Origin of the sequence: Sphingomonas molluscorum (assembly GCF_039522995.1) — a bacterium.
In the GTDB taxonomy this organism is placed as follows: Bacteria; Pseudomonadota; Alphaproteobacteria; order Sphingomonadales; family Sphingomonadaceae; genus Sphingomonas; species Sphingomonas molluscorum.
In genome coordinates this window covers 240,669-265,389 of record NZ_BAAAEL010000015.1, presented here as the reverse complement: position 1 = coordinate 265,389, position 24,721 = coordinate 240,669, and the positions used below count along the sequence as shown (strand labels likewise).

24 protein-coding genes are annotated in these 24,721 nt (G+C 69.2%); 19 read left to right on the top strand and 5 right to left on the bottom strand.

What is annotated here, in order from left to right:
* Nucleotides 1–249: 249 nt before the first annotated feature.
* The 10 genes from ABDZ92_RS15470 to ABDZ92_RS15425 all read left to right on the top strand — a co-directional run bounded on the left by ABDZ92_RS15470 (nucleotide 250) and on the right by ABDZ92_RS15425 (nucleotide 12,184).
* Complete coding sequence (locus ABDZ92_RS15470; protein WP_125960107.1) at nucleotides 250–2,535, top strand: ATP-dependent helicase; 2,286 nt, start codon at nucleotides 250–252, stop codon at nucleotides 2,533–2,535.
* Nucleotides 2,536–2,678: 143 nt separating this feature from the next.
* Entirely contained in the window at nucleotides 2,679–4,181 is a 1,503-nt protein-coding gene (locus ABDZ92_RS15465) for an OpgD/OpgG family glucan biosynthesis protein (RefSeq protein WP_125960108.1), read from the top strand.
* Entirely contained in the window at nucleotides 4,178–5,995 is a 1,818-nt protein-coding gene (gene mdoH, locus ABDZ92_RS15460; RefSeq protein ID WP_241211787.1) for a glucans biosynthesis glucosyltransferase MdoH, read from the top strand. Before ABDZ92_RS15465 ends, mdoH begins: the two co-directional genes overlap by 4 nt.
* A 62-nt stretch (nucleotides 5,996–6,057) precedes the next feature.
* Nucleotides 6,058–6,327, top strand: a complete 270-nt coding sequence (locus tag ABDZ92_RS15455; protein ID WP_125960109.1) for a hypothetical protein — start codon at nucleotides 6,058–6,060, stop codon at nucleotides 6,325–6,327.
* Nucleotides 6,328–6,631: 304 nt separating this feature from the next.
* The gene (locus ABDZ92_RS15450; RefSeq protein ID WP_206432164.1) at nucleotides 6,632–6,982 is read left to right on the top strand and encodes a BA14K family protein; all 351 of its coding nucleotides are present in this window, start codon (nucleotides 6,632–6,634) and stop codon (nucleotides 6,980–6,982) included.
* 91 nt (nucleotides 6,983–7,073) lie between these two features.
* Entirely contained in the window at nucleotides 7,074–7,565 is a 492-nt protein-coding gene (locus tag ABDZ92_RS15445) for a pyridoxamine 5'-phosphate oxidase family protein (protein ID WP_125960111.1), read from the top strand.
* Nucleotides 7,566–7,630: 65 nt separating this feature from the next.
* Entirely contained in the window at nucleotides 7,631–8,488 is an 858-nt protein-coding gene (locus ABDZ92_RS15440) for an alpha/beta fold hydrolase (protein ID WP_125960112.1), read from the top strand.
* A gap of 106 nt (nucleotides 8,489–8,594) precedes the next feature.
* Nucleotides 8,595–9,926: an MFS transporter gene (locus ABDZ92_RS15435; RefSeq protein ID WP_125960113.1), complete on the top strand. Its 1,332-nt coding sequence runs from the start codon at nucleotides 8,595–8,597 to the stop codon at nucleotides 9,924–9,926.
* On the top strand, nucleotides 9,923–10,843 hold the full coding sequence (gene cysK, locus ABDZ92_RS15430) for a cysteine synthase A (RefSeq protein ID WP_125960114.1): 921 nt from the start codon (nucleotides 9,923–9,925) through the stop codon (nucleotides 10,841–10,843). Before ABDZ92_RS15435 ends, cysK begins: the two co-directional genes overlap by 4 nt.
* A gap of 9 nt (nucleotides 10,844–10,852) precedes the next feature.
* Nucleotides 10,853–12,184, top strand: a complete 1,332-nt coding sequence (locus ABDZ92_RS15425; protein WP_125960115.1) for a cell wall hydrolase — start codon at nucleotides 10,853–10,855, stop codon at nucleotides 12,182–12,184.
* A gap of 73 nt (nucleotides 12,185–12,257) precedes the next feature.
* Here ABDZ92_RS15425 and ABDZ92_RS15420 read toward each other — a convergent pair whose 3' ends face one another.
* Nucleotides 12,258–12,581 (bottom strand): hypothetical protein, encoded by a 324-nt coding sequence (locus ABDZ92_RS15420; protein WP_125960116.1) that lies wholly within the window; start codon nucleotides 12,579–12,581, stop codon nucleotides 12,258–12,260.
* A 179-nt stretch (nucleotides 12,582–12,760) separates the two neighbouring features.
* Here ABDZ92_RS15420 and ABDZ92_RS15415 point away from each other — a divergent pair, with 179 nt between their 5' ends.
* The gene (locus ABDZ92_RS15415) at nucleotides 12,761–13,132 is read left to right on the top strand and encodes a hypothetical protein (protein WP_164521221.1); all 372 of its coding nucleotides are present in this window, start codon (nucleotides 12,761–12,763) and stop codon (nucleotides 13,130–13,132) included.
* Between the two features lie 97 nt (nucleotides 13,133–13,229).
* Here ABDZ92_RS15415 and ABDZ92_RS15410 read toward each other — a convergent pair whose 3' ends face one another.
* A complete protein-coding gene (locus ABDZ92_RS15410; RefSeq protein WP_125960117.1) occupies nucleotides 13,230–13,718 on the bottom strand; it encodes a hypothetical protein in 489 nt (162 codons plus the stop codon).
* The gene (gene hisI, locus ABDZ92_RS15405) at nucleotides 13,715–14,074 is read right to left on the bottom strand and encodes a phosphoribosyl-AMP cyclohydrolase (protein ID WP_125960118.1); all 360 of its coding nucleotides are present in this window, start codon (nucleotides 14,072–14,074) and stop codon (nucleotides 13,715–13,717) included. The genes ABDZ92_RS15410 and hisI overlap by 4 nt, the downstream gene beginning before the upstream one ends.
* Before the next feature lie 132 nt (nucleotides 14,075–14,206).
* On the opposite strand from hisI, the gene purF reads away from it, so the two are divergent.
* Nucleotides 14,207–15,664, top strand: coding sequence for an amidophosphoribosyltransferase (purF, locus tag ABDZ92_RS15400; RefSeq protein ID WP_125960119.1), 1,458 nt, complete (start codon nucleotides 14,207–14,209; stop codon nucleotides 15,662–15,664).
* Nucleotides 15,665–15,710: 46 nt separating this feature from the next.
* The gene (locus ABDZ92_RS15395) at nucleotides 15,711–16,421 is read left to right on the top strand and encodes an SDR family NAD(P)-dependent oxidoreductase (protein WP_272695304.1); all 711 of its coding nucleotides are present in this window, start codon (nucleotides 15,711–15,713) and stop codon (nucleotides 16,419–16,421) included.
* 36 nt (nucleotides 16,422–16,457) lie between these two features.
* Here the strand turns inward: ABDZ92_RS15395 and ABDZ92_RS15390 are convergent, their stop codons facing one another.
* Both ABDZ92_RS15390 and ABDZ92_RS15385 read right to left on the bottom strand, forming a co-directional pair.
* Nucleotides 16,458–17,696: an SAM-dependent methyltransferase gene (locus ABDZ92_RS15390; protein ID WP_125960121.1), complete on the bottom strand. Its 1,239-nt coding sequence runs from the start codon at nucleotides 17,694–17,696 to the stop codon at nucleotides 16,458–16,460.
* A gap of 53 nt (nucleotides 17,697–17,749) precedes the next feature.
* Nucleotides 17,750–18,649 (bottom strand): histone deacetylase family protein, encoded by a 900-nt coding sequence (locus ABDZ92_RS15385; protein ID WP_125960122.1) that lies wholly within the window; start codon nucleotides 18,647–18,649, stop codon nucleotides 17,750–17,752.
* Between the two features lie 110 nt (nucleotides 18,650–18,759).
* Here ABDZ92_RS15385 and ABDZ92_RS15380 point away from each other — a divergent pair, with 110 nt between their 5' ends.
* The 6 genes from ABDZ92_RS15380 (at nucleotide 18,760) to ABDZ92_RS15355 (ending at nucleotide 24,710) form a co-directional block, all read left to right on the top strand.
* Nucleotides 18,760–19,677 carry an alpha/beta hydrolase gene (locus ABDZ92_RS15380; RefSeq protein WP_125960157.1) on the top strand — a complete coding sequence of 306 codons (918 nt, stop codon included), beginning with the start codon at nucleotides 18,760–18,762 and terminating at the stop codon, nucleotides 19,675–19,677.
* 42 nt (nucleotides 19,678–19,719) lie between these two features.
* A complete protein-coding gene (locus ABDZ92_RS15375; protein WP_125960123.1) occupies nucleotides 19,720–20,208 on the top strand; it encodes an RNA pyrophosphohydrolase in 489 nt (162 codons plus the stop codon).
* 62 nt (nucleotides 20,209–20,270) lie between these two features.
* A complete protein-coding gene (locus ABDZ92_RS15370) occupies nucleotides 20,271–21,191 on the top strand; it encodes a DUF481 domain-containing protein (protein WP_241211788.1) in 921 nt (306 codons plus the stop codon).
* Nucleotides 21,192–21,232: 41 nt separating this feature from the next.
* Nucleotides 21,233–22,441: a hydrolase gene (locus ABDZ92_RS15365; protein WP_125960124.1), complete on the top strand. Its 1,209-nt coding sequence runs from the start codon at nucleotides 21,233–21,235 to the stop codon at nucleotides 22,439–22,441.
* On the top strand, nucleotides 22,438–23,454 hold the full coding sequence (locus ABDZ92_RS15360; protein WP_125960125.1) for an arginine N-succinyltransferase: 1,017 nt from the start codon (nucleotides 22,438–22,440) through the stop codon (nucleotides 23,452–23,454). The genes ABDZ92_RS15365 and ABDZ92_RS15360 overlap by 4 nt, the downstream gene beginning before the upstream one ends.
* Nucleotides 23,454–24,710 (top strand): N-succinylarginine dihydrolase, encoded by a 1,257-nt coding sequence (locus ABDZ92_RS15355; RefSeq protein ID WP_125960126.1) that lies wholly within the window; start codon nucleotides 23,454–23,456, stop codon nucleotides 24,708–24,710. Before ABDZ92_RS15360 ends, ABDZ92_RS15355 begins: the two co-directional genes overlap by 1 nt.
* Nucleotides 24,711–24,721: the final 11 nt, after the last annotated feature.

Sequence of the window (24,721 nt, the reverse complement as noted above, 5' to 3'; positions counted from 1 at the left end):
CGCTTTCTCAGTCATCAGAAGCGAAGAAAGCCATCTGGTATCTTCCCCTGTGGTGCTCCTGCGACGGCAGGAGCCCAGGGGTTCGGGCGCCACGGGTCGTTGATCTGCTTGGCCCTGGATTCCTGCCTGCGCAGGGATACGGCAGCTGCCGGGGCGTCTGTCGCACCATTCGCAGGCGGCCGGGGACGCGACGTTTACGGCACGGTTCAAGCCTTGCCCCGGCGGGCTTCGTTCCCTAGCTGTTCGCGCATGAACGTGCCGCAGACGACCCCCTCGCCCCAGGACCCGCCGTACCTGCGTGGCCTCAACGAACCGCAGCGCGAAGCCGTGCTGACGAGCGAGGGCCCGGTGCTGGTGCTGGCGGGCGCAGGCACGGGCAAGACCGCGGCGCTGACGGCGCGGCTGGCGCACCTGCTGTACACGCGCAAGGCGTGGCCGTCGGAAATCCTGTCGGTCACCTTCACCAACAAGGCCGCGCGCGAGATGCGCGAGCGCGTCGGGCGGCTGGTCGGCGACGCGGTGGAGGGCATGCCGTGGCTCGGCACCTTCCATGCGATTGGCGCGAAGATGCTGCGCCGCCATGCTGAGCTGGTGGGGCTGCAGTCGAACTTCACCATCCTCGATACCGACGACCAGCTGCGGTTGATGAAGCAGCTGATCGTGGCGGCCAACCTGGACGAGAAGCGCTTCCCTGCCCGCCAGCTCGCCGGCGTGATCGACAGCTGGAAGAACAAGGGGATGACGCCCGCCGACGTGGACGCGGGCGAGAGCGAGCGCTTCGCCAACGGTCGCGGCGGCGAGCTGTACCAGCAGTATCAGGATCGCCTCAAGGCGGTGAACGCCTGCGACTTCGGCGACCTGCTGCTGCACGTGCTGACCATCCTGCGCACCCATCGCGATGTGCTGGAACACTATCAGCAGCGCTTCCGCTACATCATGGTGGACGAGTATCAGGACACCAACTCGGTCCAGTATCTGTGGCTGCGGCTGCTGGCGCAGGAGCGGAAGAATATCTGCTGCGTGGGCGACGACGACCAGTCGATCTATTCCTGGCGCGGCGCGCAGGTGGAGAACATCCTGCGCTTCGAGCGCGACTTCCCCGGCGCCAAGGTGATCCGGCTGGAGCAGAACTACCGCTCCACCCCGCACATCCTGGGTGCGGCCGGCGGCGTGATCGCCAACAACAGCGGCCGGCTGGGCAAGCAGCTGTGGACCGAGCTCGACGCGGGCGAGAAGGTGCGCGTGATCGGCGTCTGGGATGGCCCCGAGGAGGCGCGGCGCGTCGGCGAGGAGATGGAGGCGTGCCGCCGCGCGGGCAAGTCCTATGACGAGATGGCGATCCTGGTGCGCGCGCAGCACCAGACCCGCGAGTTCGAGGACCGGTTCATCGCCATCGGCCTTCCCTATCGCATCGTCGGCGGCCAGCGCTTCTACGAGCGGATGGAGATCCGCGACGCCATCGCCTACCTGCGCGTCGTCAATCAGCCCGCCGACGACCTGGCGTTCGAGCGCATCGTCAACGTGCCCAAGCGGGGCCTCGGCGACAAGGCGGTGGCGACCGTGCACCGCTATGCGCGCGCGACCGGCAGCCCGCTGATGACGGCAGCGGCGCGCATCCTCGACACCGACGAGTTGACCGGGGCGGCGCGCAAGTCGCTCGGCCGGCTGGTCGGCGACATCGCCCGCTGGCGCGACATGGCGCGCGACCTGCCCCATCCGGAACTCGCCCGCCAACTGCTCGACGAGAGCGGCTATACGGCGATGTGGCAGGCGGAGAAGTCGGCCGAGGCCGCCGGGCGCCTGGAGAACCTCAACGAGCTCGTCCGCGCGATGGAGGAATACGACAGCCTGGGCGCGTTCCTGGAGCATGTCAGCCTGGTGATGGACAATGAAGGCGCCACCCAGGAGCCGCAGGTCACCATCATGACGATCCACGCCGCTAAGGGGCTGGAGTTCGACACGGTGTTCCTCGCCGGCTGGGAGGAAGGCCTGTTTCCCTCGCAGCGCTCGCTGGATGAGGGCGGGCTCGCCAGCCTGGAGGAGGAACGCCGCCTCGCTTATGTCGCGATCACGCGCGCGCGCCGGCTGGCGGTGATCCTGCACGCCGCCAATCGCCGTATCTATGGGCAGTGGACCTCCTCGCTCCCCAGCCGCTTCGTCGGCGAGCTGCCGGCCGAGCATATCGACGCCGAGACGACGATGGCTGGCGGCGAGAGCCTGTGGCGCGCGAACTGGTCCGAGCGGGCCGATCCGTTCGCGGACGTCAGCCGCGGCACCGGACGCGGGCCGGGCTGGCAGCGGGCGGCGAGCAGCGGCTCGACCTTCACCCGCGACGCCCCCCGTGTGATCGAAAGCCGCGCGAGTGCGGTGAGCCTGGGCAACAAGGGCCGCAGCGACGTGAGCCTGGGCCTGCGCGTGTTTCACCAGAAGTTCGGATACGGCACGATCGCCGCGATCGAGGGCAACAAGCTGGAGATCGATTTCGAGACCGGCGGGCGCAAGCGCGTGCTCGACAGCTTCGTGACGATCGGCTGAGTGGGCGTGGCGGAAGCGGCCTTGCTGTCGCTCCGCTTCTCTGCACGGCCGGCCGCGTTGGGGATTTGAACCGAAAGGCGTGCCCTTGCGTTCAGGCATCTGTTGCGCTGCAACAAATTGCCCGATCACGGCTTGGAGCCCGCATGCGATACCCGACCCGACGAGAGATCGTCGCCACTGCCGGCCTGGCAGCTCTTTTCGGCGGCCCGTTTGCCGCCATGGCGCGCAAGACGCAGAGCCCGGCCCAGCCCTTTTCCTGGGAGGCACTGCAGGAGCGCGCCGCGACCCTCGCGCGCCAGCCCTATCGCGCGCCCGAGCGCGTCGCGGCGGCCGCGGCGATCGACTATGACGCGGTAGGTTCGATCCGCTATCGGCCGGAAGAGACGCTGGCGGGCGGCATCCGCCTGTTCCCGCTCGGCCGCTATGCGCCGACCCCGGTGAAGATCAATATCGTCGAGAACGGCCAGGCGCACGCCGTCCCCTTCTCGCGCGACCTGTTCCAGGCGGTGTCCGGCCATGCGCCGCCGCTCGGCATCGCCGGCTTCCGCGCGATGGTGCTGGGCAAGGAGAGCGACTGGATGGCATTCCAGGGCGCTTCCTATTTCCGCACGGCCGGGTCGCAGGACCAATATGGCTTGTCGGCACGCGGGATCGCGATCAACACCGGCATTCCGGGGCGCGAGGAATTCCCCGACTTCACCGAGTTCTGGATCGAGCGCACTGGTGCGGACGCCTATACCGTCTATGCGCTGATGGACGGCGCCAGCGTGACCGGCGCCTATCGCATCGCCAGCCGCCACCAGAACGGCGTGCAGCAGGACGTGTCGGCGGTGCTGCACCTGCGCCGCGACGTCGAACGGCTGGGCATCGCGCCCGCCACCAGCATGTTCTGGTATGGCGAGGGCAACCGCGGCGCGGCCGTCGACTGGCGCCCGGAGATCCACGATTCCGATGGTCTCGCCCTGCTGACGGGACGCGGCGAGCGCATCTGGCGCCCGCTCGTCAATCCGCCGCACGAAACCCTCGACAGCTTCGCCGACGAGAACCCGCGCGGCTTCGGCCTGCTCCAGCGCGACCGCGACTTCGACCATTATCAGGACGACGGCGCCTTTTATGATCGCCGGCCCAATTTGTGGGTCGAGCCGCGCGGGCAATGGGGCCGCGGCAACGTGGTGCTGTTCGCCTTTCCGACCGCGGCCGAGACGGTCGACAACATCGTCTCCTTCTGGGTGCCGGCAGAGGCACCCAAGGCGGGCCAGCGATTGCAGTTCGACTATGGCCTGCGCTGGGGATCGGACGATCCGACGCTGTCCCAGGCGACCGCGCATGTGGTCGACAGCTGGACCGGCGTCGCCGGTCGGCCCGGAGACGCACCGACCAAGGGCGCGCGCAAGCTCGTCGTGGACTTCGAGGGCACGGGCCTTGCCGGTCTCGACCGGTCGAGCGGGGTCTCGCCCGCGATCGACGTCGCGCGCGGCAAGCTGATCGCCAGCGCCGCTTATCCCGTGGTCGGGCAGAAGAACCGCTGGCGGATCACCGCCGACATCGCGCCCGAGGGCAGTGGTCCGGCCGACGTGCGGCTGTTCCTGAAGCGGGGCAACCGTGCGCTCAGCGAAACGCTGTTGTTTCCGGTGTTCAACGGGTGAAGCAGCCGGCTCGCCTCCCGGCAGAGGCCCCCATCGACATGCCGGTCCAGCAGTTCGACGGGCCGCCGCCCCCGCGCCGGATTCCCGAACCCTGGTCGGGTCCCAGCGAGGACGGCGGCGACCTGCTCGCCAGGCGCGTGCTGCTGGTGCTGCTCACCGCGATGCTGGCGACCGCCGCCTCGACCGCGCTCAAGGAGTCGCTGGTCGCAGATGGCTGGAGTGTCACCGACGCGCTGCTGCTGGTGATCTTCTTCCCGCTGTTCGCGCTGATCTCGTTCGGGTTCATCAATGCGTCGATCGGCTTCCTGCTGCTGATCACCGGCCTGCGTCCCGGCTTCATGCCCACGCCGCGCTGGTCGGCACCGCTTAAGGGCCGCACCGCCATCCTGATGCCGGTCCACAACGAGGACGTGGCGGCGGTCTATGGGCGCATCGCCCAGATGGCCGAGGCGATCGCCCAGGGCGGCATGGCCAAGCACTTCGACTTCTTCATCCTGAGCGATTCCGCGCCCGAGGCGGAGGCGGAGGAAGTCGCGGCGTGGCGGGCGCTGGCGCAGCAGCTCGACTGCGCGCTCTATTATCGCCGGCGGACGCAGAACATCGGGCGCAAGCCGGGCAACGTCGCCGAATGGATCCGGCGGTTCGGCGGCGCCTACGACTATATGCTGATGCTGGACGCCGACAGCCTGATGGGCGGCGACACGATCATCGGCATGGCGCAGGTGCTCGACCGGCGGCCGGCGGTGGCACTGCTCCAGACGGTGCCGATGGTGATCGGCGCGACCACGCTGTTCCAGCGCTGGATGCAGTTCGCGAGCCACCTCTACGGCCCGATCTCCACCGCCGGGCTGGTGTGGTGGTCCGGGTCGGAGGCGACCTTCTGGGGCCACAATGCGCTGATCCGCGTCGAGGCGTTCGCCGCCTGCTGCGGCCTGCCCGAGCTTCCCGGCGGACCGCCGTTCGGCGGCACCATCATGAGCCACGACATGGTGGAGGCAGCGCTGCTGCGGCGGCGCGGCTGGCGCGTGCACATGGTGCTGACGGATGCGACCTTCGAGGAATACCCGCCGACGCTCATCGATGCCGCCGTCCGCGACCGGCGCTGGGCGCAGGGCAACATCCAGCACCTGCGGCTGCTCGGCGCCTCCGGGTTTCACTGGATCAACCGGTTGCAGCTGTTGCTGGGGGCATCCGCCTATCTCGCCTCGCCGCTCTGGCTGCTCTTGATCCTGACCAGCATCGTCCAGGCGCTGGTGGGCGAGCCGAGCCTGATGAACCGGGGCACCTCGGCTGTGGTGCTGGCGGTGACGCTGCTGCTGCTGTTCGGACCCAAGCTGCTGAGCGTCATCTGGGCGACGGCTGACCGCGAGCGCCGCGAGGCGCTGGGCGGGTGGCGGACGATCGGCCGGTCGGTGCTGCTGGACGTGCCGCTCTCGATGCTGGTCGCCCCGGCGATCGCGCTGACGCAGACGATCGACCTGGTTGGCATCGCCGCGGGCAAACGGTCCGCCTGGGACCCGCAGAGCCGGCAGCGCGACGGCCTCGCCATGCGCGACATCCTGCCGCGCTATCGCTGGCACCTGGGGTTCGGGGTGGTGCTGCTGCTCCTGTCGCCACTGATGCCGGTGACGGCGCTGTGGCTGCTGCCCGTCACGCTGGGGCTGCTGCTCTCGCCGCTTGCGGTTCAATGGACCGCGGGCGCGCGCGCGGGTGCCTGGGCCGCCCGGCACGCGATCTTCGAGCCGCGCTATGGGCAACTGAGGACGGCGCCGCTTCCCGAACAGCGCGTGGGGCCCGCGCCGACCCCGGTCTAACGGCGCCGGTGCACCGTTTTCCGGCCTTGGCGCGTTGCGGCTCCATCAAGAGGAGGTGAGCCATGGAAATCATCCGATTGCCGAGCGGAGAGGTGGCGCCGGGCGACGTCGACTGCATCAGCATCGTCGCGCTTTCGGACGGCCGGTATGACCTGTCTGGCGCGGCGCTGGTCGCCTGCGGCGACGGGGACGAGGTGCAGTCGGTGGCGCTGATCGGCCTGCCGCCGTTCGAGACGCGCGAGGCCGCCGAGGACGCGGGGCTCGCCTGGGCGGCGGAGCAGTGCGTCGAGCGTATCTATGTGACGGACGTGGAGTTCTGCGTGCAGCCCTAGCCGCGGCGGGCGCCGCTTGCGCCGAAGGCCAAGCGGCGGCCGGCGCTTAGCGGAAGAACAGGAAGTAGAGGATCAGCACCACCGGGAGCGGCACGCCCAGCACCCACAGCAAACAGCCTCGCTTCATCGTTTGATCCTTTTTCGTTACGGCCAAACAACGTGGGCTTGCCGGTTTAGTTTCCGGGCCGTCGAGATGCCTGTCTGACGCGCCCGCCGCTCTTGCTCATCTGCGGGAAACATTCCTTCGGCTAGGGGTTCTGCCCCCGCCGCCAGTGTATCGGCGGACCGAAGGAGTATGAAGTCCATGCAGAAGTTGCTCGCAGGCGCGCTTGGCGCCGTCCTGGTCATGATCGCCCCCGCTGCCTCCGCACAGGCGCGACACGATCCCGCACCCCACGCCCAGGGCCAGCACCAGCAGAGCCGCACGACCGTCCGGACGGTCACCCGCACGACCACGACCACGCGCGGCAACAGCTATGGCAATTGGAACAACGGCTGGGGTGCGCGCCCCGGTGCGCCGACCGCCGCCTATCGCGGCCGCCAGAACGACTGGTACCGCCACGTCCGCGCCTGCCAGCAGCGCTACCGCAGCTACAACAGCCGCACCGACAGTTACACGGTGCGCCGTGGCGTGACCCGCCGCTGCACGCTCTGACCCATGCCGGAGCCGGGACGCGCGTCCCGGCTCCCCACCGGAACCACCTTGGCGTTCCGCCCGTTGGCGCGGCGAACTGCAGGAGAGCCGCATGCCGACGCCCCAGGAAATCCAGACCCGCTTCTGGAAGGCGCTGAAATCCGATCGCACGCTGATGCTGGGGATCGACGGCGTCGGCGACGGCCACGCCCAGCCGATGACGGGCCAGACGCTGGACGGCGCGGAGCACGGGCCGATCTGGTTCTTCACCACCAAGGACAACACGCTGGTGAAGGAGATGCGCGAGGGCACCCGCGCCACCGCCCACTTTGCCTCGAAGAACCACGAGGTGTTCGCAAGCATCCACGGCAACCTGGTCGTGGAGCAGGATCGCGCCATGATCGACCGGCTGTGGAACCGGTTCGCCGCCGCCTGGTACGAAGGCGGCAAGGATGATCCCAAGCTGGAGTTGATCCGGCTCGATGCCGAGCATGCGAAGATCTGGCTGGACGAATCGAGCCTGTTCGCCGGCATCAAGATCCTGCTGGGGGTCGACCCCAAGGCCGATTACGCCGACAAGGTTGCCGACGTCACCCTCGGCTGACCGCCGCCGCTTCCCTGCCGGCAGTCCTTCGCCGGCCGCCCGCTTCCCCGCACAAGGAGTTGCCGATGCCGACTGTCGAGACCCGCGACGGTACCAAGCTGTATGTGAAGGACTGGGGCAGCGGACCCGCGGTCGTGCTGATCCACGGCTGGCCTTTGTCCTCGAACAGTTGGGACCCGCAGGCATTCGCGCTCGCCAACGCCGGCTATCGCGTGATCGCCTATGATCGTCGCGGCTTCGGCCGGTCGGAACAGTCGTGGTCCGGCTACGACTATGACACGCTGTCGGACGACCTGGCCGACGTGATGGAGGCGTGTGGCGTCACCTCGGGCGCGACACTGGTCGGCTTCTCGATGGGTGGCGGCGAGGTCGCGCGCTACCTGTCGCGCCATGGCGGCAAGGGCGTGGCAAAGGCGGTACTGGTCGGGTCCGTCGTGCCCTACATGCTCCAGACCGACGACAACCCCCATGGGGTGCCGCGCGCGCAGCTGGAGGACATCAGCCAGCAGATCGAGGCGGACCGGCCGAAGTTCATGGCGAACTTCCTGGACCAGTTCTTCGGCGTCGGCTTCATCACCAGCCCGGTGAGCGAGGAGCGGCTGCACTGGGCGTGGAACCTGACGCAGCAGGCGGGGCTCAAGCCCACGCTCGCCTGTGCCGAGGCGTTCGCCTTCACCGACTTCCGGCCGGACCTCGCCGCGTTCACCATGCCGACGCTCGTGATCCACGGCACGTCGGACGACACGGTGCCGATCGACGCCACCGGCCGGGCGGCCGCCGCGGCGATCCCCGGCGCCACGCTGATCGAATATGACGGGGCCCCCCACGGCCTGTTCGCGACCGATCAGGACCGGCTGACCGACGACCTGCTCGCGTTCCTTGGCGATCCGGTGGCGGCGACCCACGGCGGCACCATCGTCTGATCCCCGGCGCGCGGCGGCATGCCGCCGCGCGCCCCCGCCCGTGGCATCGCAAGCAGCCTGCAAAGCGTGATTGCCGATGGCGCCGCCCCCGCATAGAGCCCTGAACATGGCCGCCGTCCAGCACCCGTTCGCAATCCACAATTTCCGCGCCTATTTCCTGGCCCGGCTGTCCACCACCCTCGCCCAAATGTCGATGGTGATCGTCATCGGCTGGCAGGTCTATGACCTCGCCCGACGGACGATGGACGTGAAGGAAGCCGCCTTCTACCTCGGGCTGATCGGCATTGCGCAGTTCCTGCCGCTGCTCGTCCTCTCGCTGGTCGCCGGCTGGGTCGCCGATCGGGTCGACCGCCGCTGGATCGCGCGCGGTTCGGTCGCCATCGAGGCGGGATGCGCCATCACCCTGGCGGTCGCGAGCTACCATGAGCATGTGACGCTAGGGCTGCTGTTCTTCGTGGCGGCGCTGCTGGGCGTGGCGCGCGCATTTGCCGGGCCGTCGCTCCAGGCGCTTGCCCCCAATCTGGTGCCCAAGGCCATCCTGCCGACCGCGATCGCGATGAGCTCGGTCTCGTGGCAGGCGGGCACGGTGCTGGGACCGACGATGGGCGGCTATCTCTACGCCGCGAGCCACTGGCTGCCCTATGCCGTGTCCGGGGCGCTGTTCAGCTTCTCCTTCCTGATGCTGTCGCTGATCGGGCGGGTGCCGCACAACTCGGTGCGCGGCACTGCCAACCCGTTCCGCCAGATGCTGGAGGGCCTGTCCTATGTGCGCCAGAACCGCCTGGTGCTGGGGGCGATCTCGCTGGACCTGTTCGCGGTGCTGCTGGGCGGCGCGACGGCCATGCTGCCCGTCTATGCGCGCGACATCCTGAAGGTGGGCGCCGATGGCCTCGGCCACCTGCGGGCAGCCCCCGCGGTCGGCGCGATTGCGGTGGCGCTGTGGTTCTCGTGGCGGCCGCTCCGGACCAATGTCGGCGTGAAGATGCTGGCGGCGGTGGCGGTGTTCGGCGGGGCGACGGTGGCCTTCGGCCTCAGCGCCCCGGCGCTGCTGCCGCTGCTCGGAAAGTCGGCCGTCGGGCATGACAGCGCACCGGCGGTGCTGCTGGCGCTGACGGCGCTGTTCGTGCTGGGCGCCGCCGACATGGTGTCCGTCTATGTGCGCCAGTCGCTGATTCAGCTCTACACCCCCGACGACATGCGCGGCCGGGTGGGCGCCGTGTCCACGCTGTTCATCTCCGGCTCGAACGAACTGGGCGAGGCGGAATCCGGCTTCCTGGCGGCGGCGATCGGCCCCGTGGCGGCGGTTGTGGCAGGCGGCATCGGTGCGATATTGGTGACGGCACTGTGGGCACGCATCTTTCCGGAGCTTCGCCGGGCGCGCACGTTCGAGGCGCCCGCGACGCTGGAATTCACACCCGTCAAGGAGAAGGCAGAATGAAGGCCAACACCATCCTGGAGACGATCGGCAACACGCCGCACGTCCGGATCCAGCGGCTGTTCGGAGACGCCGAGGTGTGGATCAAGTCCGAGCGCTCGAACCCCGGCGGATCGATCAAGGACCGCATCGCGCTTGCGATGATCGAGGCGGCGGAAGCCTCGGGCGACCTGCAGCCCGGCGGCACCATCATCGAGCCGACCAGCGGCAACACCGGCGTCGGCCTGGCGATGGTCGCGGCGGTCAAGGGCTACAAGCTGGTCCTGGTGATGCCCGAAAGCATGTCGATCGAGCGCCGCCGGCTGATGCTGGCCTATGGCGCGAGCTTCGACCTCACCCCGCGCGAGAAGGGCATGAAGGGCGCGATCGAGCGCGCGCAGGAACTGGCCGAGCAGACGCCGGGTGCCTGGATCCCGCAGCAGTTCGAGAACCCCGCCAACGTCGACGTGCATGTCCGCACCACGGCGCAGGAAATCCTGGAGGACTTCGCCGACACGCCGATCGACGTGCTGATCACCGGCGTCGGCACCGGCGGGCACATCACCGGCGTTGCCGAGACGCTCAAGAAGCAGTGGCCGCAGCTGAAGGTCTATGCGGTGGAGCCGGAGCTTTCGCCGGTGATCTCCGGCGGGCAGCCGGGGCCGCACCCGATCCAGGGCATCGGCGCGGGCTTCATCCCGGCCAACCTCCACACCCAGGCGATCGACGGCGTGATCAAGGTGGACGCAGCCGTCGCCAAGGACATGGCGCGCCGTTCGGCAGCCGAGGAAGGCATGCTGGTCGGCATCTCGTCCGGCGCGACGCTCGCGGCGATCCTGCAGAAGCTGCCCGACCTGCCGGACGGGGCGCGGGTGCTGGGCTTCAACTACGACACGGGCGAGCGCTACCTGTCGGTTCCGGACTTCCTGCCGGAAAGCTGAGCGATCCACATGCTGGTGTCCCGCGGCGCGCGTGCGCCTGATTCCTCAGGCGTGCGCGCGGCGCCGCTGGGCACGGGCTCGCACGTGCTCGACGGAGTGCTGGCGGCCGTGGCGCTGGCGGCGGTGCTGGTGCCGGCATGGGCAGTGACCCACGCGCCGCCGATGCCGCCCCAGGCCAGCCGCGCGATGCGGCATGCGGCACCGCGGCGCGTGCTGCCCCCCGCCGAACTGCCGGCCGTGGAGCCGATCGAGTTCCAGGACATGACGGCGGACGAGGCGCGGGCGTTCAACGCCGGCATCCCGTTCCATGCCGGCCCCAACCCCGCCGCCCGCCCCTTCCGTTTCGGTGGCCCGGACGAGGACCGGGCGCGGGCGAGCGACTGCCTCGCCGCCGCCGTGCTCTACGAGGCGGGCGACGATCCGGAGGGGCAGAAGGCGGTCGCCCAGGTGGTGCTGAACCGCGTCCGCCATCCGGCTTTCCCGAAGACGGTGTGCGGGGTGGTGTTCCAAGGCTCGGAGCGGGCCACCGGCTGCCAGTTCACCTTCACCTGCGACGGGGCGCTGGCGCGCTGGTATTCCGACCCCTTCTGGGACCGCGCGCGCAAGGTCGCGGACGCGGCGCTGGCGGGCGCGGTCTACAGGCCCGTCGGCCATGCCACCCATTATCACACCGACTGGGTGGTGCCGTACTGGAGCTCCAGCCTCGACAAGATCTTGGCGGTGCACACGCATCTGTTCTTCCGCTGGACCGGCTGGTGGGGAACCCCGCCCGCGTTCCGCTTCGCCGCCACCGGCAGCGAGCCGCGCGTGGCCCAGCTTGCGGCGCACTTCGACGCGCACAAGCTGCCGGAGGTGCTGGCGGCGGAGACTCAGGCGCTGGCGATGCAAAAGGCGATGGCGCTGCCGGCTTCGGCGCTGAAGCCATCTGCGGACGAACCCAACACCTTCCTGATCCATGTCGATGCCAAGGATGCGGCGAGCTTCCCGATCCTCGCGGATCGTGCCTGCGGCGAGCGCCCCTATTGCAAGTTCATGGGCTGGACCGACCCGCGGCAGGTTCCGGCGAGTGCCAAGGGCACGCTGTCGCCCCAGCAGCTGACGTCAATGTCGTTCAGCTACCTGCGCGACCGGCCCCGCAACCTGGAACGCGCGCTGTGGAACTGCGCAGACTTTCCGCAGCCCAAGCCGCAGTGCATGCGCCGCACGCCACAGCCGATCGCCTCCCCCGCGCCGGGCGCGGCCGGGGAAGAAGGTCCGGCAGGGTTGAGCGGCGTGCGACGCAAGCCTGCCTCGCAACCGGCGGCGGCGCTTGCGGCACCGGAGGCACCAGTCGCATCGTAGTTCCTTTGAAAGCCGGGCAGCACTGGCGAATGACCGACATTGGGTGGCTTTGAGACCGTCCGCTAATGGACGCTTATGAAGGAGAAGCAGTCGGTCCTGCTCCACCAATCTGCTCAAGGAGCACCGCCTCAACCGGGTCGCCGGGCGCATGAGGCCAGTGACGGATTGCTGTTTCTCCATTGCTGAAGCGATAGCTTTCATAATGATCATCGTAGATCGCGATCTCGAAGTCGCAGCCAATCCAATGGAGAGATATGCCGCCGTCGTAGGGATTGACTGTGATCGATTGGGGCGCGTTCAGCGCGTCGGCGGCATTGATCAAGTCTCTAAGGTTAGCGCGTTGAGGGGCCGCACAATCCATTGCTTCGGCTTCAACTGCTATGTCTTCCCAGCCCATAAATGCCTTCGTGCCAGGATGAACAAGCGTCGGCAATTAGAAAGCGGAACGCTAGCTCGGAGTGGCGGAGACTGGGCGTTTCCTGCCGTTCGCTCGTAGCCGCTTCCGAACAGCCGGTGGTGTGCGGGAAGCGGACCTTCGTTGCTGCTCCCATCTCTGTTAGTTGCTATGCTCCTTTGATGGCTGTTATTCGCTTGGTCCTCATCAGTTTGGCGGCGGCCCTCGCGGGCTGTTCGGCTGGATCAATCTTACTTTTTGCTGAGCTCAACCGTACGAGTCTTGTCGCTCTGCCGTTCACCTGCATGGTGTCACTACTGCTACTTATGCCATTCTACGCAGCAGCGCGTGAAGCTGGCGTGGCACTCGGCGGGCGTTATGCTCGGCTCTTGGTAGCCGGAGGTGTTGCGGGAGCCTTGTTCGCAGGTTTCATATTTCTCGCGACCAATCTCCTCAAAGGGGCAGCGATCGGGTCCAGCTACGGTGCGCTGACGGCGATCTGCTGGATCACAATACATGCCGCGACGAAGCGGCTCGCCACCTTGATCGCGTGACGTCCGCAACTGGGCGCTAGCCGGCTGCGCACTCGCCTATGTCATCTCGGCGTAGGCCGGGGTCATCTCATCACCTGCGCCCGGGGCGTGCTGGGTCCTAGCCCCCGCACACCGCGCGGCCGCGGGGGTCGCGGAGGGCGGCGGCTTCGGAGAGCACGTCGCTCATCCGCTCGACGCGCAGGCCGCTGAAGGTACCGCGGGCGGTGCATCGCTGCGCGCATTGCGGCGGCAGCTTGGCGGGGAAGATGATGCGCGCGTCCTCGATCCGCGCCTCCACCTCGCAGGCGTTGCCGAAGTCGATCCGGAGGCGGTCACCCGACTGGCTGGCCGTCCCGCTGGCGCTGCAGCCCAGACGGCCGCCGTTGAGCACGAAGGCGCCGATCCGCAGCGTCTCGCCCTGCGGCACGAGGCAGAGCCGGTCGCCGCCCCGCTCGTAGAGCCCGGTGAGGGAGTCGTCGCCGGGATCGCGCACCACCCCGCGCTCGATCGCGACCGTCTCCAGATCGGGTGCCTCGGTGTTCGCCGGGTCGCCGCCTCCCGAACAGGCCGCAAGCGCCAGTGCCAGCGCGGCGACGCCTCGCTTCATTCGACCGCGACCAGCCGGCCGTCCTCGATCCGGCGGAAGAAGCAGCTGCGCGCACCGGTGTGGCAGGCGGGCCCTGCGGGCTCGACGCGGAGCCAGAGCGCGTCCTGGTCGCAGTCGATCCGCACCTCCACCACGCGCAGGACATGGCCGGAGGTCTCCCCCTTCTTCCACAGCCGGTTGCGGCTGCGCGACCAGAAGGTGGCCTCCCCGCTCTCCAGCGTCGCCGCCAGCGCCTCCGCATTCATATGGGCGACCATCAGCAGCTCGCCGGTCGCGGCTTCGGTCGCCACTGCGGTGACGAGCCCTGCAGCGTCGTACTTGGGATCGAGGGTGAGGCCGGTGTCGCGCGTGTCCATGGGCGGCGGCTTACCGGGGAGGCAGCGGGGCGGCAATCCGGGGGGGCGCGCACATTCTTCGTGACAGAAGGGCGACAAACCCGAAATCGCTCCCTATATGGCGCTCGCATCTCAGCGAACCCCGTGGGGCCGATGTTTAGCACCAATCCTTTCGACGACGACAAGCTGCGCGAAGAGTGCGGCATCTTTGGCGTTTCCGGCGCGGACGGCGCGGCAGCACTGGTGGCCCTGGGGCTCCACGCGCTGCAGCACCGCGGGCAGGAAGCCGCCGGCATCTCCAGCTTCGACGGGGTGCAGTTCCACACGCACCGCGCGATGGGGCATGTGGCGGGCAACTTCGACCGGCCCGACGTGATCGAGGCGCTGCCGGGCGCGGCCGCCGTCGGCCACGTCCGCTACGCCACCTCCGGGGATACGGCGCTGCGCAACGTGCAGCCGCTCTATGCCGAACTGGCGAGCGGCGGCTTTGCAGTGGCGCACAACGGCAATCTCTCCAACGCCCTGCGCCTGCGCAAGGACCTGGTGCGGACCGGTTCGATCTTCCAGTCGACGTCGGATACCGAGGTGATCATCCACCTAGTGGCAACGTCGAACTACCGCACGCTGCTCGATCGCTTCATTGATGCGCTCAAGCAGGTGGAGGGCGCTTATTCGCTCATCTGCATGACGCCGGAAGGCATGATCGCCTGCCGCGATCCGCTGGGCATCCGTCCGCTGGTGATGGGCAAGCTTGGCGACTCGGTGATCTTTGCGTCGGAGACGGTGGCGCTCGACGTCGTAGGGGCCGAGTACGTCCGCGACGTGGAACCGGGCGAGCTGGTGATCGTGAAGGGCACCGAGCTGCGCTCGATCCGCCCCTTCACGCCCAATGCCCCGCGGCCGTGCATCTTCGAGTACGTCTATTTCTCGAGGCCCGATTCGATCTCGGGCGGCAACTCCGTCTATTCGGTACGCAAGGCGATCGGTGCCGAGCTGGCGATCGAGAGCCCAGTCGATGCCGACCTGGTGATCCCGGTCCCCGATTCGGGCGTGCCGGCGGCGATCGGCTATACGCAGCAGTCGGGCATCCCGTTCGAGCTCGGCATCATCCGCTCGCACTATGTCGGCCGCACCTTCATCCAGCCGGGCGACAAGGTCCGCCACCTGGGCGTGAAGCTGAAGCACAATGCCAACCGCAAGCTGATCGAGGGCAAGCGGATCGTGCTGATCGACGACTCGATCGTGCGCGGCACGACCTCGCTCAAGATCGTGCAGATGATGCGCGATGCCGGCGCTGCCGAAGTGCACATGCGCATCGCAAGCCCGCCGACCCGGCACAGCTGCTTCTATGGCGTCGACACGCCGGAGCGCGCGAAGCTGCTGGCGGCCAAGCTCGATCTGGGCGGCATGACCGAATACATCCAGGCCGACAGCCTGGCGTTCGTGTCCATCGACGGCCTCTACAAGGCGCTGGGCGAGGCGGAGCGCGCAGCGGTGCGGCCGAAGTACTGCGACGCCTGCTTCACCGGTGACTATCCGACGCCGCTGACCGACCAGGACGAGACCCGCACGGTCGACCAGCTCGCCATGCTGGAGGAGCGCGTCGGCTGATCGCCGGCGCACCCCTGCCCTTCCTTTCCAAGCTCCAGGACCTTCGATGACCGACAAGCCCCTTGCCGACCAGCTCGCGCTCGTGACGGGGGCCAGCCGCGGCATCGGCGCGGCGACGGCGCTTGCGCTTGCCGCCCAAGGCGCGCACGTGGTGCTGACCGCGCGCACGCCGGGCGGGCTCGAGGAAGTCGAGGAAGCGATCCACCAGGCAGGCGGCAGCGCAACGATCGCGCCGCTGGACCTGGCCGAGCCGGACGGCGTGGCGCGGCTGGCAGCGGCGCTGGGCGAGCGCTGGCAGGCGCTCGACATGCTGGTGCTGAACGCGGCGATGCTGGGCACGCTCGGGCCGGTGAACGCGATCGACTTCAAGGAGATGTCGAAGCTGTTCACGCTAAACGTGACGGCGCAGGCAGCGCTGCTGGGCGCGTTCGGACCGATGCTGCGCCAGGCGAAGAACGGCCGGGTCGTGGGGCTCACCTCCAGCGTGGGGCGCAACCCGCGCGCATACTGGGGGCTGTATGGCTCGTCCAAGGCCGCGTTCGAGAACCTGCTGACCGCATTCGGCCAGGAAGTGCGCCAGCTGACGGCGATCCGCACCGCCATCGTCGATCCGGGCGCCACCCGCACCAAGATGCGCGCACGCGCCTATCCGGGCGAGGCGCCTGAGAGCGTGAAGCCGCCGGAGGTGGTAGCGGAGCGGATCGCGGCGCTGATGGTGTCGGGGTTTGAGACGGGGCATTTCGAGCGGGTCGACTGACGCGCTCGTGCTTCTGCGCAGTTGCGGTTGGGGTGGTTAGGCCTGCTTGACCAGCGTGACCTGGGCGACGTGGATGCCGCCGCCGCGGAAGCCGCCTTCGCAGTACATCAGGTAATAGCGCCACAGGTTGGCGAAGCCGGGCGGGAAATCGTCCGGGAGGTCGCCGGCTGCCTCGGCAGCGTCGAAGGCGCGGCGCCAGCGGTGGAGCGTCTCGGCATAGTCCTGGCCGAAGCGGTGCTCGTCCTGCCAGGCGAGGCCCCGCGCCTCGGCGAGCGCGCGGAAGCGCTCGGTCGAGAGCAGCAGGCCGCCGGGGAAAATGTAGGCCTGGATGAAATCGACGTTGTTGGCATAGGCGTCGAACAGCGCGTCATCGATCGCGATATACTGGAGCGCGGCGCGGCCGCCGGGCTTCAGCCGCGCGGCAATCGCGTCCAGGTAGGCCGGCCAATATTCCTGCCCCACCGCCTCGACCATCTCGATGCTGGCGATCGCGTCGTAGCTGCCGGCGGCGTCGCGATAGTCGGTGAGCGACACCTCCACGCCGTCGAGCTTCGCATCGGCCATGCGCTGCTCGACGAACCGCTTCTGCTCGGACGAGAGGGTCAGGCCATGGACGCGGCGACCGGCGCGGGCTGCGCGCTCGGCGAAGGAGCCCCAGCCGCAGCCGATCTCCAGGATGGTGTCGCCGGGCCTGGTACCGGTGCGGTCGAGGATCGCCTGGAGCTTGCGGTCCTGGGCGGCCTCCAGCGGCTCGGCGGGATCGGCGAACAGCGCGCTCGAATAGGTCATGCTGGAATCGAGCCAGGCGCGGTAGAAGTCGTTGCCCAGATCATAGTGGAACTGGATGTTGCGGCGCGCATTGGCGCGATGGTTGCGGCGCGACCAATGGGCGAAGCGCCGGGCGATGCCGGTCAGCCGACCCGCGCGGCCGACGTTGCCGAGCGCGCGGCCGTTGCGCATGAAGAGGTCGAACAGCGGCACGGGGTCCGGACTCGACCAGTCGCCCGATACCCAGGCCTCGTACCAGCCCGCAGAGCCGCCGGTCGCGAGCCGCAGCATCGCACGCCAGCGGTGGAGCACCACCACCGCCACCGGCCCCTCGCCGCGGCCGCCGAGCCGGACGGCACGGCCATTCGGAAGCGTCGCCTCGATCGCGCCGAATCCCAGCCCCTGGTCGATCCGGCCGAGCATCCGTTCGAACACGGGCGCGAGCCAGCGGAGCGGATCGCGCGTTGCGGTCAGGGAAGAGGGCAAGGAAGAGCGGGGCGCGTGCATGGCGCCCTACATGCACCTCCGCGCGATCACCGCAAGCCGTCCTGCTACCGACCTTATCCGGCGAAGACCCCACCCAGCGTGAGGATCGAGGCAACGTGCCGCGCCGACACCTCCATCGCATCGTCGCCGTAGCCGCCTCCCAACGCGCTCGCGAGCGGGATGCCGCGGTCGCGCGCCAGCGTCGCCACCCAGCGATCCCGCCGGACCAGCCCTTCGCGCGTGAGCGCGAGCCGGCCGAGCCGGTCGCCCGCGAACGGGTCCACCCCGGCCTGATAGAGGATCAGGTCGGGCGCGAAGCCATCGACCAGAGGAACCAGCGTTTCCGCTAGAACCGTGCAATACTCGTCATCTCCGACGCCGTCCGCGAGCGGCACGTCGAGGGTCGAGCGTGCCTTTCGCACGGGGAAGTTCTTTTCCGCGTGGATCGAATAGGTGGCGAGCCCGGGCCGGCCCGCCAGCAGCGAGGCGGTGCCGTCGCCCTGGTGCACGTCGCAGTCGACCACCAGCACGCGCGCGGCCTCCCCCTCCTCCACCAGCCGGTTGGCGGCGATCGCCAGGTCGTTGAACACGCAGAAGCCCGCGCCAGTGTCGGCCAACGCATGGTGGCTTCCGCCGGCGGTATTCGCGGCAAAGCCGTGTTCGAGCGCGAGCCGGGCGGCGAGATAGGTGCCGCCGGGCACCGCCTGCGCGCGTGTCGCGACCTCGGCGGTGATCGGGAAGCCGATCCGGCGCGCCTTTTCCGGGGGTACGGCAAGCTCGATCACCTCGGCGACATAGCCGGGTTCGTGCACCGCCTCGATCCAGCGGCGCGGCATCGGATCCGGCTGGTGCCAGTCGATCCCGGCTGCCTGCGCGCGCAGCAAGTCGCGCACCAGCCCGTTCTTGTTCCATTGATAGGTGCTGCGCGCCGGTGCGGGCGCGACATAGTCGGGGTGGTGGACGACGCGGATCACGCTTCATAGGTAAGCGCACGCACCGCGGCCGCAACGCCGCGCCACAGGAGAGCGCCTTGACCGTTTTCGTCCGCCCCGACGTCCGCGCCTTCCTCGGCTATCTCGAGAACATGCCCGGCCCGCGCATGCATGAGCTGGAGCCGGCCGCCGCACGCACGCAGCTCCTGGCAACCAAGGACGTGGCGGATCTGCCGACAGGAACGCTGGCGGTGGTCCGCGACTGCACCATCCCCGCGCCGCACGGCGACCTGCGCGCGCGCCTGTTCGACGCGCGTCCCGCGCGGGAGCCCGGGCCCGTGGTGCTGTTCCTGCACGGCGGCGGCTTCGTGATCGGTGACCTCGACTCGCATGCGAGCCTTTGTGCGGAGATCGCGCGGATGCTCGACCTGCCGGTGGTGGCGGTCGAATATCGGCTGGCGCCCGAGCACCCCTGGCCGGCAGCGCCCGACGACGCGGAGACCGCCGCGCGCTGGCTGGCGGCGGGACCGGCCGAGCTGGAGCGCGGCGTGACGAGCTTGGTGCTGGCCGGCGACAGTGCGGGCGGCGCGCTGGCGATCGTCACCGCCATGGCGCTGCGCGATCGGGCCGCGGCGGCGCCGGTAATCGCGCAGTGGCCGATCTATCCCGTGACGGACATCACCCGCGAATATCCGTCCCACGCCGAGTTCGCCGACGGCTATCTGCTGACCCGCGAGTCGCTCGCCTGGTTCGGCGAGGCATATCGGGCAGAGCGCGCGAGCCTGCGCGCCTCACCGCTGCTGGGCGACATGGCGGAGATGCCGCCGGCGCTGGTGCTGACCGCCGGGCTCGATCCGTTGCGCGACCAGGGGCGTGCCTATGCGGCGGCGCTCGCCCAGGTGGGCGTCGCCGTCACCTATCGCGAGGCGCGCGGCAATGTGCACGGGTTCCTCAACCTGCGCCGCGCGATCCCGTCGAGCCAGGGCGACCTTGCCGGCGCGCTGGTGGCGCTGCGCCAGATCATCACCGAGGCGGAGGCCGAGCGCGTCCTGGCGCAGGCGGCCGGCTGAGCCCCTCGACTTGGCCGCGGCCGCACCGCTAGGAGACATGCCATGAACGAGACCACCCTTCCCTATCGGCCCTGCGCGGGCGTCATGCTGATCAACCGCGACGGCCGCGTGTTCGTCGGCCAGCGGATCGATTCGACGCTGGAGGCCTGGCAGATGCCGCAGGGCGGGATCGATCCGGGCGAGGATGCGCTGGAAGCAGCGCTGCGGGAGCTGCGCGAGGAGACCGGCGTGCAGCCGGACAAGGTCTCGCTGATCGGCGAGGCGCCGGAAGAGCTCACCTACGACCTGCCGAACGACATGATCGGCAAGGTGTGGGGCGGCAAGTATCGCGGGCAGCGCCAGCGCTGGTTCGCCTTCCGCTTCGAGGGCGAGGAGCAGGACATCGACATTGCGACGCCGGAGCCGGAGTTCCGCGCCTGGCGCTGGGCCGAGCCGGAGGAGCTGCCGGAGGCGATCGTCGGCTTCAAGCGTGCGCTGTACGAGCGGCTGCTGGAGCTGTTCGCCGAGCCGCTAGGCCGTACCGCGCGCTGACGCGACGGAGCGAGTCGGAAGGCGGGTTCACCTCTCGCTGCATTGCAGCTAAGGACAGGCGCGTGACCAAGGCTGCGTATCTTTTCCTTGCCGCACCGCTCCTGCTGGCAAATGCCGCGCCGCCGGCTGCCGCCAAGAAGGACGCGCCGATCCCCGAGCAGCTCAAGATGATGCTCGATGCCGCCATGGCATCGGGCAACGAGGGCGAGGTCGCGACGCTGGTCAAATATTCGCGGATCGCAGCGCCGGACAGCATCGACCTGGTCCGCGAGATCACCGGCAAGTGGACGGCCGATCGCGCCGCCCAACGCACCCGCGAGCTCCAGGAATCCTCGTTCTTTGCGCTGGTGAAGGGGCGTGCGGAACTCGGCGGCTATGCGAGTTCGGGCAACACCGACAATTTCGGCGCGACCGGCGTGCTGGACCTGTCGCGCGAGGGTTTCCGCTGGCGCCACAAGCTGCGCCTGCAGCTCGACTATCAAAAGGCGAACGGCGTCACGAACCGGGAATATTACCTCGCCGCCTATGAGCCGAACTACAAGGTCGACGACCGGCTCTACGTCTACGGATCGACACAGTTCGAGAGCGACCGCTTCGTCGGGTACAACAGCCGCTTCTCGGCTTCCGCGGGTGCCGGTTACAGCGCGATCAAGCGGCCCGCGCTGACGCTGGACCTGGAACTCGGCCCCGCGTTTCGTCAGACCGACTTCACCGACGAGACCCAGGAAAGCAGCCTTGCCGCACGCGGTTCGGTCGACTTCGACTGGCGCCTGACCCCCGCGCTGACGCTGCGCCAGGACGCCTCCGCCTATCTGGCCGCGCAGGCGAACAGCACGGTCAGCAGCACAACGGCGGTCGATGCCAAGCTGTTGGGGCCGCTCTCCGCGCAGGTCTCCTATGCGGTGCGATACGAAAGCCGCCCGCCCGAAGGCAGCGTCACCACCGACACCACCACCCGCGCCTCGTTGGTCTATTCCTTCTAGCCCCGTTCCTTCCGGAGCGGAACCGCGCTAGCCTCGCGCCCATGGATGTTCTTACAAGCGCGGAAGCCGCCGTTGTCGAACGGGCGCGCGCTGCCCCGATGCTGGCGCACCTCGAACCCTGGGTCGCGGTAAACAGCGGCACGCGCAATCTCGCCGGACTGGCGCGGATGGCGCAGCTGCTCGCCGATGCCTTTTCCGCGCTGCCGGGCGGGATCGCACTGATCAAGCCGGACCCGGTCGAGGCGATCTCCGCCAGCGGGCGGCTCCAGCCGATCGAGCACGGACGCCACCTGCTGCTGACGGTGCGGCCACAGGCGTCGATCCAGCTGCTGTTCGCCGGCCACATGGACACGGTCTATCCGGCGGACCACCCGTTCCAGAAGATGCGGGTGCGCGAGGATGGCGCGCTGAACGGCCCCGGCGTCGCCGACATGAAGGGCGGGCTAGCGGTGATGCTCGCCGCGCTCGAGGCGATCGAGAACTCGGGCTTTGCGGGGCGGCTGGGTTACCAGGTGGTCATCAACTCCGACGAGGAGACGGGCTCGCTCTCCTCCGCGCCGCTGATCGCGCGCGCGGCACGCGGCAAGGCCGCCGCCTTCGTCTACGAGCCGTCGCTTGCGGATGGAACGCTGGCGGGTGCGCGCGGCGGTACGGGCAATTTCTCGCTCGCGGTGACCGGGCGCAGCGCCCATGCCGGCCGTAATCCCGAGGAAGGCCGCAACGCGCTGGTGGCGGCGGCCGAGCTCGCGCTGCGGCTGGCGGATGCGGCGGGGGACGGCCTCACCGTCAATCCGGCGCGGATCGACGGCGGCAGCCCCAACAACGTCGTGCCGGAGCATGCGGTGCTGCGGGTCAACTTCCGCCCCGCCTCGCTCGATGCGGCGGCGCGCGCGCAGGCGGCGCTGGACACGGCCGCGACGGAGGTGGCCGCGGGGCACGACGTGCGCGTCGAGTGCCACGGCAGCTTCAACCGGCCGCCCAAGCCGATCGATGCCGCCGCCGAGCGCCTGTTCGGGCTGGTCCGCGATGCGGGCCAGAGCCTGGGGCTTTCGGTCGGCTGGCGCGACACCGGCGGCGTGTGCGACGGCAACAACATCGCCGCCTGCGGCGTGCCCGTGGTCGACACCATGGGCGTTCGCGGCGGCGCCATCCATTCGCCGGAGGAATATATGCTGCCCGACAGCCTTGCCGAGCGCGCCGCGCTGTCGGCACTTTCGATCCTGCGGCTGGTCGAGCGGGGGAGCGCATGAGCTTTCGCATCCGCGCCGCCCGCGACGAGGACCTGCAGCACCTCTATGAAATGGCGAAGCTGACCGGCGGCGGCTTCACCAACCTGCCGCCCGACAAGCCGGCGCTACGCGCAAAGCTGGAGCGGAGCCACGCCGCCTTTGCGCGCGACGCCGACAGCCTGGAAGACGAGCTGTTCGTGCTGGTTCTGGAGAATGCGGAAACGCAGGAGGTGCGCGGCACCTGCCAGATCTTCACCCAGGTCGGCCAGCACTGGCCCTTCTACTCCTATCGGGTCGCGACCCTCACCAAGCACAGCGAGGCGCTGCGCCGGACCTTCCGTGCCGAGATCCTCAACCTGGTGAACGACCTGGAGGGCGCGAGCGAGGTCGGCGGGCTGTTCCTGCATCCGGGCGAGCGCGCCGGCGGGCTGGGGCTGCTGCTGGCGCGCAGCCGCTACCTGTTCATCAAGGCGCATCGCCAGCGCTTCGCGGACCGCATCCTGGCCGAGCTGCGCGGCGTGATCGATGAGGCGGGCGGGTCGCCCTTCTGGGACGGGGTGGCGGGGCGCTTCTTCGGCATGAGCTTCCAGGAGGCGGACCAGTTCAACGCCATCCACGGCAACCAGTTCATCGCCGACCTGATGCCCAAGCATCCGGTCTACACGGCGATGCTGCCGGAGAATGCGCGCTCGGTGATCGGCCTGCCCCACCCCTCCGGCCGCGCCGCGATGCGGATGCTGGAGCGCGAGGGCTTCCACTATGAGAACTACGTCGACATCTTCGACGGCGGGCCGACCATGACCGCGCGGACCGACCAGGTGGCGACCATCCGCAATGCGCGGCAGGTGCGCGTTGCGGATCTGGGCGGCGACGGGGAGCCGATGCTGGTGTCGGCCGGGCGGCTGGAGCATTTCCGCGTGGCGCTGGGCCAGGTGCGTGCGGCCGACGCCGGCGACGTGCTGCTCGACCCCGACTGTGCCGCATTGCTGGGCGTCGAGGCTGGCGACCAGGTGACGGTGGTGGAGCGCGACTGATGGCGGTGCGGGAGATCAACTTCGACGGGATCGTGGGGCCGAGCCACAATTATGCGGGGCTGAGCCACGGCAACCTGGCCGCGACCCGCAATGCCGGTGCGGTCTCGCACCCGCGCGCGGCGGCGTTGCAGGGCATCGACAAGATGCGCACCAATCTCGCCCTGGGCCTCGCTCAAGGGATCCTGCTGCCGCATCCGCGGCCGGATCACCGCTGGCTGGCGGCGCTCGCGACCGACTATGCGGCGGCACCTGCGCACCTGAAGGCGCAGGCGTTGTCGGCCTCGGCGATGTGGGCGGCCAATGCTGCCACCGTCTCCCCTGCGCCCGACACGGTCGATGGGCGTTGCCACCTGAGCGTCGCGAACCTGGTCACCATGGCGCATCGCAGCCACGAGTGGCCCGCGACACTGGCACAGCTGCGACTCGCCTTCGCGCATGAGAGCTTTGCGGTGCATCCGCCCGTGCCAGCACCCTTCGGGGACGAAGGCGCGGCGAACCACATGCGGCTCTCGGCGGCGCATGATCAGCCCGGCGTCGAGGTGTTCGTCTATGGCGTTGCCGGGGGGCGCTTCCCTGCCCGCCAGCATCGTGAGGCGAGCGCGGCGGTGGCGCGGGCGCATGGCCTGGCCTCGAAGCGCACCTTGTTCGTGCAGCAATCGGACGCGGCAATCGCGGCCGGCGCCTTCCACAACGACGTGGTGGCGGTGGCGAACGAGCGCGTGCTGTTCTGCCATGAACAGGCTTTTGCCGACGCACCCGCTTTCTACGCCGAACTCCGCCGATTGCTGCCGGAGGTGGAGATCGTCGAGGTGCCCGCGGCACGGGTGCCGCTGGAAGACGCGATCGCCTCCTACCTCTTCAACGCGCAGCTGGTGACGCTGCCGGACGGGGTGCAGGCGCTGGTGCTGCCAGAGGAAGCGCGAGCGACGCCGTCGGTCTGGGACTGGCTGCAGGAGCATGTCGCGGGCAATGGCCCGATCCGCCGGCTGGAAGTGGTCGACGTGCGCGAGTCGATGGCGAACGGCGGCGGCCCCGCCTGCCTGCGCCTGCGTGTCGTCGCCGATCCCGTGACGATCGACCCGCGGTTCCTGGTGGATGACGCCAGGCTCGACCGGATTGCGGAGGTCGTTCGCAGCCATTGGCCGGAGACGATCGCGCATGACGCCATCGCGGACGCTGCCCTGATCGCGGGGATCGAAGCTGCGCGGGTGGCGCTGCTCGAAGTGCTTGGGCTTGTCGAGTTAATTGACAGTTAACTACGCCGAGA